This is a genomic window from uncultured Campylobacter sp. (assembly GCF_938030815.1).
Lineage (GTDB): Bacteria > Campylobacterota > Campylobacteria > Campylobacterales > Campylobacteraceae > Campylobacter_B.
The window spans coordinates 1-10,127 of record NZ_CALHII010000193.1 but is presented as its reverse complement, the minus strand read 5'-3'; the positions used below and the strand labels follow the sequence as shown (position 1 = coordinate 10,127).

Annotated in this window: 10 protein-coding genes and 1 pseudogene; 3 read left to right on the top strand and 8 right to left on the bottom strand. The window is 45.5% G+C overall.

Features of this window, described 5'->3' with window-relative positions:
* A pseudogene (locus Q0277_RS07445) lies at positions 1-625 on the top strand (hypothetical protein); the annotation flags it as partial.
* Between the two features lie 444 nt (positions 626-1,069).
* Here Q0277_RS07445 and Q0277_RS07440 read toward each other — a convergent pair.
* From Q0277_RS07440 to Q0277_RS07425, 4 genes are all read right to left on the bottom strand, one after another.
* Entirely contained in the window at positions 1,070-1,228 is a 159-nt protein-coding gene (locus tag Q0277_RS07440) for a hypothetical protein (protein WP_297996928.1), read from the bottom strand.
* Positions 1,229-1,343: 115 nt separating this feature from the next.
* A complete protein-coding gene (locus tag Q0277_RS07435; RefSeq protein WP_297996926.1) occupies positions 1,344-1,706 on the bottom strand; it encodes an EexN family lipoprotein in 363 nt (120 codons plus the stop codon).
* 302 nt (positions 1,707-2,008) lie between these two features.
* The gene (locus Q0277_RS07430) at positions 2,009-3,703 is read right to left on the bottom strand and encodes a Na+/H+ antiporter NhaC family protein (protein ID WP_297996924.1); all 1,695 of its coding nucleotides are present in this window, start codon (positions 3,701-3,703) and stop codon (positions 2,009-2,011) included.
* 16 nt (positions 3,704-3,719) lie between these two features.
* Entirely contained in the window at positions 3,720-4,466 is a 747-nt protein-coding gene (locus tag Q0277_RS07425) for an SDR family NAD(P)-dependent oxidoreductase (RefSeq protein ID WP_297996922.1), read from the bottom strand.
* Positions 4,467-4,710: 244 nt separating this feature from the next.
* On the opposite strand from Q0277_RS07425, the gene Q0277_RS07420 reads away from it, so the two are divergent.
* Positions 4,711-5,406 (top strand): hypothetical protein, encoded by a 696-nt coding sequence (locus Q0277_RS07420; RefSeq protein ID WP_297996920.1) that lies wholly within the window; start codon positions 4,711-4,713, stop codon positions 5,404-5,406.
* Between the two features lie 595 nt (positions 5,407-6,001).
* Here Q0277_RS07420 and Q0277_RS07415 read toward each other — a convergent pair.
* The 4 genes from Q0277_RS07415 to mnmD form a co-directional block, all read right to left on the bottom strand.
* Positions 6,002-6,544, bottom strand: a complete 543-nt coding sequence (locus tag Q0277_RS07415) for a DJ-1 family glyoxalase III (RefSeq protein WP_297996918.1) — start codon at positions 6,542-6,544, stop codon at positions 6,002-6,004.
* A gap of 10 nt (positions 6,545-6,554) precedes the next feature.
* Positions 6,555-7,130, bottom strand: coding sequence for a c-type cytochrome (locus Q0277_RS07410; protein WP_297996916.1), 576 nt, complete (start codon positions 7,128-7,130; stop codon positions 6,555-6,557).
* Between the two features lie 75 nt (positions 7,131-7,205).
* A complete protein-coding gene (locus Q0277_RS07405; protein ID WP_297996914.1) occupies positions 7,206-8,462 on the bottom strand; it encodes a major outer membrane protein in 1,257 nt (418 codons plus the stop codon).
* A gap of 98 nt (positions 8,463-8,560) precedes the next feature.
* The gene (mnmD, locus tag Q0277_RS07400) at positions 8,561-9,211 is read right to left on the bottom strand and encodes a tRNA (5-methylaminomethyl-2-thiouridine)(34)-methyltransferase MnmD (RefSeq protein WP_297996912.1); all 651 of its coding nucleotides are present in this window, start codon (positions 9,209-9,211) and stop codon (positions 8,561-8,563) included.
* 152 nt (positions 9,212-9,363) lie between these two features.
* Here mnmD and Q0277_RS07395 point away from each other — a divergent pair.
* The coding region (locus tag Q0277_RS07395) for an aminotransferase class IV (RefSeq protein ID WP_297996910.1) at positions 9,364-10,127 on the top strand (764 nt) is incomplete at its 3' end.

Here is a 10,127-nt window from a genome sequence, read left to right as displayed (position 1 = left end):
CGGCGAGAGCATAAAAGGCAAGAACAAGCGGGGCGTAGAAGGTCGCGATAATAGCGGCGGCGGGCGCGACACAGAAAGTTGCGGCGAGAGCAAGCCCGATATGATAGAGCAAGGTATGAGCAGACTTCGTGCAGTGTCGTGCGGCACCATAAAAAACGGCGTAGTGAGGTATGATGAGTGCGATGAGTTTTCTAACGCGGATGAGCGCGGCTTCGGCATGGATACTTCGCGCGACGTAAAATCGCAGGTTTGTGCGGATAAATTTGACGCAGACGGTGATATAAAATTTAGCGCAAATTCACAAACGGGCGAACTTGATGCCAGCGAGCGCGACGGCAGGCTGGCAGGCGATGCGCACGGCGTAGAGCAGTGCGACGAAGACAAATGCCGCATGTCGCCACGCGCCGTAGCTGCGAATTCGCAGCTCAAGCTTTATTCTCGAGGCGGTGCGGATTTGTCCTTGGAATTTGAGCCGAGAAGCGAAGAGGCGGGTATTTCGCGAGTGAATTATCCAAACGGCAACAGCGTGGAGTATTTTTGCTCGGGCAGGGCGCTAGATGCGGCGCAGCTACGCAAGGTGGAGATATTTTTAAAGCGGCTCGATGCGATGCGAGGGATCGGCTAGGCTACGCGTCCGTGAGCCACAGGGCAGCTTGAAATTTTATCGTATCGCACCACGCAGATTAAAATTTCGGCGCGCTAAAAAATTTAACTCGGCTCGGCGATTTAGAAGCGGCTTCGCGCGGTGCGCGATCAATAGGGCCTAGCCGTCGCCCGGCGCGCGAAAGTTAAAATTTTACGAAGCAAATGCTGCCTTCCCGCCGCCCAGCACGTAAATTTAAGATTTAACGCACAACGCCGCCGTACGACTTGAAACAATATAGCGCGAGAAAGACGCTGTCGCTTCTTTAAATTTAATAACGTAAGCCGAGACGTTGTATATGGGGAGTTGCCTCGCGCCGCGCGAATTATCGCTGCAAATTTGAAATTTTAAATTTAGACTAGGGCGCGGATAAAGTGCGCGCGAGGTTAAATTTAGCACGCCGTGTAAACCGCCGCCGAGTGAAATTTAGACTAACCGCGCGGCGTAAATTTTAAAATGATTAAATTTCAAGGTGCCGCGAAGTTCGCAAGTCTTTTCTGCGGTAGCCAAAAGCTCGCAGGCTTTAAAATTTGAAATTCCAAAATCCGTAAAGCAAGATTTCGCGCCGTATCGTTTCGCGGGCAAAATTCGGCGCCGCGTAGAGTCTAATTTACCCCACACCGAAGGCGCAGAGTAAATTAAAATGTATTAATACCGTAAGAGAGGAGCGGTTTTGATCTTAAGCTGATACCAAAATAATTTATCGTGCTTGATTTCCTAAAAACCCTCTTAATTTCATATTGCCATTAGCCTCTTTTGCATTCATCAAATTACTATACTCAACGCTATTTTTATCTGCCGGCTCTTTATCTTTATATTTTTCTATGATAGCCTTAGCCTCGTCTAAGTGCTCCATATAATACTTAACCGAATACGCCATACTCTTTTCCTCTACGACCGTTTTAGCGTTCACGCAATTCTTATATGAGTTGCTTCCGTCCTTTAAAGTATTGAAATCACACTTTGCGTAAACCTCTTTAGCCTCATTTAGATGAATATCGTAATATTCCTTGGTCTTTACCTCGGTATCGTCGCCGCAACCAACTAATAAAGCAGCTAACACCCCCCCAGAGGAACATTTTAGGATTTTTCATTTCATTCTCCTTGTTTGAAATTTATCGGTATTTTACTACTCGTTTACTTTAAAAATTTTAAATTGCAGGCGGGCGCGCCGTTTTAACGCGACTAGTTAAAATTCAGCTTTTAAAATTTACTCGCTCTTTTTGAAATTTCGTTTTAAAATTTTACTTGCGCGACGGAATTTTGCAGAGTGAAATTCCGCAAGGCAGATTAGAATTCTGCTCGGTAGAATTCCGCATTGCTGCGGAATTCAAAATTTAAAAGCAAATTTAAAATTTGCGGGAGCTACTCCTCTATCTTTTTGCCTGCAAATCGCACGAGAGCCCACGTAACGGCAAGCCCCATCGGCAGCGCGATCCAGACGCTAAGTCCTAGCGCTACGGGTAGATAGCCCGCCACTACGGCGATCGCGCCGACGGATAGAGCGTAAGGCATCTGCGTCTTTACGTGCTCGATATGATCGCAGCCCGCGCCCATCGACGAAAGGATCGTGGTGTCCGAAATCGGCGAGCAATGATCGCCGAAAATCGCGCCGGTTAGCACACCCGAGATATTTACGATCATATAGGCGTGAAGCGCATCGCCCGAAAGCCCGTAGTGAAGTCCCACAGCGTTTGCCAAAGGTATGGCTAGCGGCATTAGAATTCCCATCGTGCCGTAGCTCGTGCCCGTCGAAAAGCTAATGAACGAGCCCAGCACGAAAATCGCTACCGGAAGCAAAAATTTCGGCGTGTTTTGGCTTAGCATATCGACTAGATAACGCGACGTGCCGAGCTCTTTGATGACAGAGCTGAGCGACCAGGCAAGCAGCAAGATCACGATCGTAACGATCATCGTCTTCCACCCTTTAATCCACGTAGAGATCGCCTCTCTGACGTTAAAAATTTTGCGGTAAACGCTCATAAATATAGACACGACCGTAGCAAGAAGCGCCGCTTGAAAAAGCGCGACCGACGAGTTCGCGTTGCCGAACGTCGCCTGAAGCGTTGTAAAGCTTAGCGGAGCGGCTTTTGCGGCTGCGAGAGCATCGCCTTGCAGCTTGCTTAGCCCGCTAAAATAAAAGCTCGCAAATGCGCCGCAGATTAGCACTATAAGCGGGATAACGGCGTTTGAAGCTTGCGGCTTGATCCCCTCTTTGGGCTCTAGCGTTTTATCTTCTAGCTCGGCGATGTTAGAATTTTTAGAGTGGATTTCGCCGCTCGCCGCTCGCCTTTCGGCAGAGAGCATCGGCCCGAAATCCCTACGCATGAACGCTACATAAACCACGAAAGCAAGCATAAAAAGATTGTAGAAACGATACGGCATGGTTTGCACGAAGATCGAGAAGGCGTTTACGTTTTGCACGCCGATCTGATCATATCCCGCTCTTATCAGAGAGACCTCAAGACCTACCCAGGTAGAAATTAGCGCGATACCCGCAATCGGCGCGGCGGTGGCGTCGATGATAAAGGCGAGCTTTTCGCGGCTGACTCTAAATTTATCGGTGATCGGCCGCATGACGGGGCCTACTATCAGGGCGTTTGCGTAGTCGTCGAAAAATACGAAAAGACCCATAACCCATGTTGAAATTTGCGCTGAGATGCCCGTTTTAGCGCGCTTACTGATCCAAAGCGCCACGGCTTTCGTGCCGCCCGTCCTGCTAATCAGCGCGACCACGCCGCCGATACAAAGCACCTGCAAAAGTACGCCCGCGTTGCCTTTGCTAGCCATCGAGCCCACCACGCGCGCGACCAGATCGGTAAAGCTGCCCACAAGCGCGGAGATCGGATTGTTGCCGACGACTGCTAGCATATAGGTGCCGCTAAAAACGCCGATGAAAAGCGACAGGATCACCTCTTTGGTGATAAAGGCAAGCGCGATCGCCACGACGGGCGGCACCAGCGTCCAGATGCCGAAAAGCTCGGCATTATGCTGCCTGGTCGCGTCATCTACCGCAAACGCAGCAACTGATAAAAACATTAGTAATAGAATTTTTTTCATCTTCTCGCCTTAAAATTTAATGCTTCTCGATAAAAAGCCCAGCCCAGCTCTGCTGCGTCGCCATCGCCTCTACGACGTTGATATTTACGCGACGGGGCATCGCTAGGCAGTTTAGCACGATCTGCGCGATATCCTCGGGCAGGATCGCATCGACCCCCTCATACACGGCCGCGGCGCGCGCTACGTCGCCTTTAAAGCGCACCTCGCTAAACTCGCTCTTGCAGATTCCCGGTGCGATCTCCGTCACGCGGATGCCGGTGCCGCGCAGGTCGTTGCGGATATTGCGGCTAAACTGCTTGATAAACGCCTTGCTCGCGCCATAAACGTGGCTACCCGGATAGGGCCACGCGCCTGCAGTCGAGCCGAGATTGAAGATATAGCCGCTTTTGCGCGCGATCATTAACGGCAGCACCGCCTTGGTCGAATACAGCACGCCCTTGATATTCGTATCGACCATCGTCTCCAAATCCTCAACGGGCGTCTGCGCGATCCCCTCAAGCCCGAGCGCGAGGCCCGCATTATTTACGAGCACCTCGACGTCTTTAAAATTTTCAGGCAGCGCACTCACGGCGTCAAACACCGCAGCTTTATCGCGAATATCCGCGGCGATAATGTGCGTGTTGCCTAGCTCGCTCGCTAGCTTTTGTAGTCGCTCCTTGCGGCGCCCGAGTGCTATGATCTTATAGCCCTGCGCGCTAAGAGCCCTGGCGATCGCCTCTCCAAAGCCGCTCGTAGCGCCCGTGATGAATGCCGTATTTTTCATATGATCCCCTTTGCGTAAAATTTTAAATTTAGCGCAATGATAACGCAAAACGGATTTAGAATTTATGAATTTTATCTTGCGGCGCGGGCGCGGATGAAATAATACGAAGGCATTGAGCGTGCTTCTAGCGCGCACGAGCTCGCGATAGACAGCGGATTCGGCGAGTGCACTGGCTAAATTTAAAATTTTGCGCCGTTTGTTTTTCGCAGTTTGCTATAATTACCTAAATTTAGGAAAAAGACAAATGAGCAAATTTATACGATTTATCCTTGTTGGTATCTGTGTTTGCGCCACTTATGCGGGTCTTAAATATGCTTTTATACTCTTTATCACGTGGCTCATGTTTAGTGGGATATATTTTGACGGGCCGGGTGCACTGCTCGGCATACCGCTCACGTTTCTAAGCTCGTCGGTTATATTTGATTATTATTGTATTGCACTAGGCTCTCATCTGCTCTTTTTATCGCTGCTTAAAAGGCGCGACGTGAAAACGCGGTGGATTTTACCTTTATTTTTTCTCATAACGCTCGCGTTTTGTAGTTTTTGCGTCTTAATCGGGCACGAAGATTATCAGCGCATAAACGCACTTTTTGCACTCTTGCTTATCTCTCCTTTTACGCTCATCGCATACGCCATCGTTACGACCGTAATCCTTGCCAAAAATAAAATTTCGGATTATTATCCGATCTTAGTCGCGATAATTTTTGTGCCTATTCATGCCGCCAGCATAGGGATATGGGGATTAGGACGGATATATTTTGGAGTGTTTCTAAACGCGACGATACTGGGGATTTTTTATTTCACGGCGAAAATCGGGCACGTAAATTTGATCGCACACAGACCCGTACTCGACAAAATGCAAAATTCTAAAGACCGCGTTGCCAAAACGATACAAAGCAGCGCCGCATTATTAAACAACGATATTTTGAAGAAGCGCTAAATTTTATCCTTTTTAGGAATTCTAAATGACACTTTCGTCGCGCGCTACAAGTTTATATGCCTCCCGATAGGTCTGTGCTTTACCGACAAAACCTTCAAAAACTGCGCCGTTTTGCCTCTTGATACATTGACGTCGCTATTTGATCAAATTTAGATCCAGCGCGATCTTATCATTTTTGATCACGCCGATCCCCTTATTTAGCACGTTTTGCGCGATCTGCTTAGCTTCAGCTAGCGAGTGCATCGCGAAGATGCCACACTAAAATTTATTCAGCTCAGCGATGCCCTCTTGAGGATACACCTAAAATATTTTATGCTTACGCTCCGCGCCGTCGTGATGTTAATATTTGGTTTTAATAGCAACTAGCTCCAATAAAATTTCATCTGTCACGCACAAGGTCTTTTGCGTTTTTCGATCTAAAATTTGAATTGCAAGAATTCCATTTGTCGTTTACGGATACTCAGAATAAATATTGTGGCTATTTTATACGTGCAGAGTAAGATAAAATTTGTAGTTCTCAGGCATGGCAAAATCACGCACCCCGTTTTACAGATGGCAAAATAAAGCGCGTTGGAATCGACCTTCACTTGAAATTTTATTTAAAAAGCAAATCGGATTTTAGCTTGGAATAAACCTGCTCGCCTTTTAACTCACGGACGATTTGCAGTGCGAATTCCATCGCAGTAGCAGGGCCTTTCGAAGTTATTATATTTTGATCTTTTACGACATTCGCCGAATTCGTATAGCCTGGGTGAGCGATCTGACTTTCAAAGCCTGGATAACAAGTGTAAGAGCTTTTTAGCACACCCGCGGTAGCTAGCGCCCATGGAGCGGCACATATTGCGCCAATTTTTGTGTTATTTGCATCGAAATCGCGCAGTACTTGCCCCAGCCTCTCGCTCTTTGCCAAATTTTCGGCTCCGGGCAAGCCGCCAGGCAAAACGATCATATCAAATTCCGAAACTTTTATATCGTCTAAAATTTCATCGGCGATTAGCTCTACGCCGTGCGCGCCGCAGACGCATTTTTTATCCAGCCCTACAGATACCGCATTGATCTCTGCGCGGCGCAAAATATCGATCAAGCTTACCGCCTCGATCTCTTCAAATCCGTTTGCTAAAACGATCGCTACTTTCATCTACGCTCTTTTATTTTAGGTATGAGCCCTGCTCGCTCGGGGCGGTCGAAATTTCAGTATTTGTGCTCCTACTAGACGAGCTATCGTATAGGAACGAATCGTCGCCTTTTAGATAAGCAATGATGTAGCCTAGCTCCGTAGCGCTTGTTTTGGCAGCGATCAGCTGCATAATATTTTTCATCTTGCCGCCATAGCTTAGATCCGTGGTGTATTGCGAAATAGCTATCGAGATCTCCTTGGCATCCAGATCTTTGAGTTTACGCGATACTCCATAGGCTTTTTTTTGCCCGTTCTTGCCGTGGCAGGAAGCGCACTTCTCGGCAAAGATCGCTCCGCCTCTTTCTTTTAAAGAATTTATATTTCGATTTACCTTACCAATGTTAGCCTTGCCGCCTGCGGTCGAAGCGCTTTTGTAGATATTTACGGTTATGTTTTCATCTTTAGAATGTTTTTCGATTAGGGATTTTAGCTCTTTGGCAAACTCTCCTTTGGCTTCAAATACGTATGTATCGTCGTTTGTGTTATCCGCAGCATTTAGAGCGAAAGTAAAAAAACATGCTAAAAAAGAAATTTTAAAAATTTTCATAAAAAACCTTGGTTTTAAATTTAAAAAGGGCGAAGCAAAAGCTTCGCCCCAATTTTACCCGTATAAGGTAAATAATTAGAAGCTGTATTTAGCCTCGAATCTAATTCGATCATTTTTCTCATCGGCAGCCCCTGCAGCACCATCAATCTTATAGTGCGAATACCAAGTTTTGAAGCTTAACTTTTCATTATATTTATAAGAAATTCTACCTACTGCCTCGTATGCATCTTTACCGGCTGACTTACCATCTAGGTAATCGGCACCGATTCTGATACCAGTATCAGGAATAGTATAGCCTGCTACTGCATACCAATAATGATTTTTACCAGTAAAGTTCGTATAATCTAGCAACTGCTCACCCGGGCTGATAAAGGAGCCTTGATCTTCAAAGGATACAAAAGAAGCGCGATCTTTATTATCAGGCTCGAATCTTAAATAACCTGCAGCTAAATCGATACCGAATAGACCCATACTAGCCTCTGCAGCCCAAAAATCTGCATCACCTACATCAGTCTCTGCAACAAACACTGGTGGAACAGGAATGTTATTCCAATGGCCATAAGACGCTTTGTCAAAATCAGAAAATGCATATTGACCTTTTAAACCAATATTGAAATCATCGGAAATATCAAAGTTAAATGCTAACTCTGCAGCGAAAAGATCGGCTACATCTTCTAAGGAGTTATACCATAATTGGAAAGCCACAGGATCGTATGAGCCCATAGCTCCTACTCCATATAGATTGTGATCGGTAGTTAATTTTCCTCCTAATGGAGCCATTGCACCTGTTCTATTCCACTTAAGGCTGCCAATATCACTATCATTCTCTAAAGAGTCCATCCAAAAGCCAGTAAGAGTTAGCCCCTCGATATCGGTGCTAGTAATCTTAACACCGTCCCCATACATATCATCCGTAAAGAACGAACCTATACCCTGGCGACCAACTGTAATAGTAGTGCCGCCAATAGCATATCCCAAGTAGGCCTTGGCAATATCAAATTGAGACTCATCGTCCTCTTCATTTTTCTCCTGAAGATATACACCGTCTGAAGATGAGAAGGTCTCACCATTATCTCTATCCATAAATCTAACACCAACTACACCAAAGAAATTATCGTCAATTTTAGCTTTAAAATCTACTTCGGATTTAAACTCCCAAACACCCTTGCTACTATTTCCGGCATCTTTATCACGATCATGGGTATATCGCATACGAGCGTATCCGTTTAGATCCACGTCCTTGATAGCTTCCTCTAACGGAACAGCACTTGCACTCATAGCAAGAGCACCTGCAGCGACTGCTGCCGCTAAACTAAGTTTAACTAGTTTCATTTTGAACTCCTTTAAAAGTTTGTAAGCGCAATAGTAGCACAAAATGACAAATTATATGCTTAAAATAGGCTGAAAAATACTAAAATTTTACCAAATTGTTACCGAGTATTTACCGAAAATCCAAATTTAACGGGCATAAAAAAAGCGAGACCCACACAAGCCTGCATTGCGCGGCGCACACTGCCTTTGGCGGCGTAGGTTACTAAATAGCCTCCAGTTTTGAGAGCGGTATACATTCGCTGAAAAATGGCTTCTTGCCACAATTCGGGTTGCACTTGCGCCCCAAAAGCATCGAAATAAATAAGGTTGAAAGTATCGGTATCGTTGATAGTTTCAAAACGTTGTAATCGCTTTTTGAAACTAAAAGAGGGTAATAGAGTAATGAGTTTGTTCCACTCACAACGGTGCATCTGCTCAAAAACGGGCACGAGTGCTGGAGCGTTGAGCATCTGTGGAAAGTTCATTTGTGAGGCTTCGTCCCACGAAAGCGGATAGGCTTCTACCGTTTCGTAACGAATATTCAGTTGCAAAGATTCGTGTTCCTTGTAAGTAGCCAAAGCGTTAAGACCCGTACCAAATCCAATTTCTAAGATAGAGATGCTTTGATGGTCAAATAGTTGCAGTCCGTTCTTGATAAACACGTGCTGAGTTTCTTGAAGCGCGCCGTGTACTGAGTGATAGGTCTCGTCTAACTGTGGAATATAAAGGCTGGTAGAGCCATCAGATGTTTTTATAAGTTCGTGAGTCATTATTCAGGTAAAAGATAAAAGATAACAAGTAATCGTTTAATAGTTAGTGTGTTGAAAAATATAGGTAAAGATTTTTGTATTTTACGCGACAAAGTTAAAAAATATTTTGTACCTTTGACAAAAATTTAGACAGAATCAAAAACTAAAACAATATGAATTTAAAGATTGAAAAAGTAAAAGAAAGTCGTATTAACCAAATAGACTTTTCAAAACTGAGTTTTGGTAAAACTTTTGCCGACCATATGTTCATCTGTGATTATAAGAATGGACAATGGCAAGATGCTCGTATAGTGCCTTATGGGCCTTTCTCTGTAGAACCTTCCCTTAGTGTATTCCACTATGGACAGACCATTTTCGAAGGGATGAAGGCTTACAAAGATGACCGCGGGGAGGTATTCCTCTTCCGTCCTACGGAAAACTATGCACGCATGAACAAATCTTGTAAGCGTATGTCCATGCCTGAGTTCCCTGAAGAACTTTTTGACAAGGCACTAAAAACTCTGGTGGATTTAGACCGACTATGGATACAACCAGGACTGGGTAATGCTCTATACTTACGCCCGTTCATGATTGCAACTTCTACTGGAGTACAAGCCAATCCTTCTACTGAATATCGCTTTATGATCATCACCTCTCCTGTACAGAGCTATTACAAAGGGGGAGAACTAAAGGTAAAAATAGCCGATCACTATAGCCGTGCAGCCAATGGAGGTGTAGGGTTTGCTAAAACAGGAGGTAACTATGCTGGACAATTCTACCCTACTGCCTTGGCTAAAGAGGAAGGTTATCAACAAATTATCTGGACGGATGATGCCACTCACCAGAAGTTAGAAGAATGTGGTACGATGAATGTGGTAATTCGTATAGGTGATACCCTGATCTCCCCTCCTCCTACCGAACGTATCTTGGATGGGGT

Bases quoted from the DNA above. Each gene is read 5' to 3' on its own strand.
- Q0277_RS07410 (WP_297996916.1), bottom strand. From the start codon at position 7,130: ATGAAAATTTTTAAAATTTCTTTTTTAGCATGTTTTTTTACTTTCGCT.
- Q0277_RS07425 (WP_297996922.1), bottom strand. From the start codon at position 4,466: ATGAAAAATACGGCATTCATCACGGGCGCTACGAGCGGCTTTGGAGAG.
- mnmD (WP_297996912.1), bottom strand. From the start codon at position 9,211: ATGACTCACGAACTTATAAAAACATCTGATGGCTCTACCAGCCTTTAT.
- Q0277_RS07430 (WP_297996924.1), bottom strand. From the start codon at position 3,703: ATGAAAAAAATTCTATTACTAATGTTTTTATCAGTTGCTGCGTTTGCG.
- Q0277_RS07405 (WP_297996914.1), bottom strand. From the start codon at position 8,462: ATGAAACTAGTTAAACTTAGTTTAGCGGCAGCAGTCGCTGCAGGTGCT.
- Q0277_RS07415 (WP_297996918.1), bottom strand. From the start codon at position 6,544: ATGAAAGTAGCGATCGTTTTAGCAAACGGATTTGAAGAGATCGAGGCG.
- Q0277_RS07420 (WP_297996920.1), top strand. From the start codon at position 4,711: ATGAGCAAATTTATACGATTTATCCTTGTTGGTATCTGTGTTTGCGCC.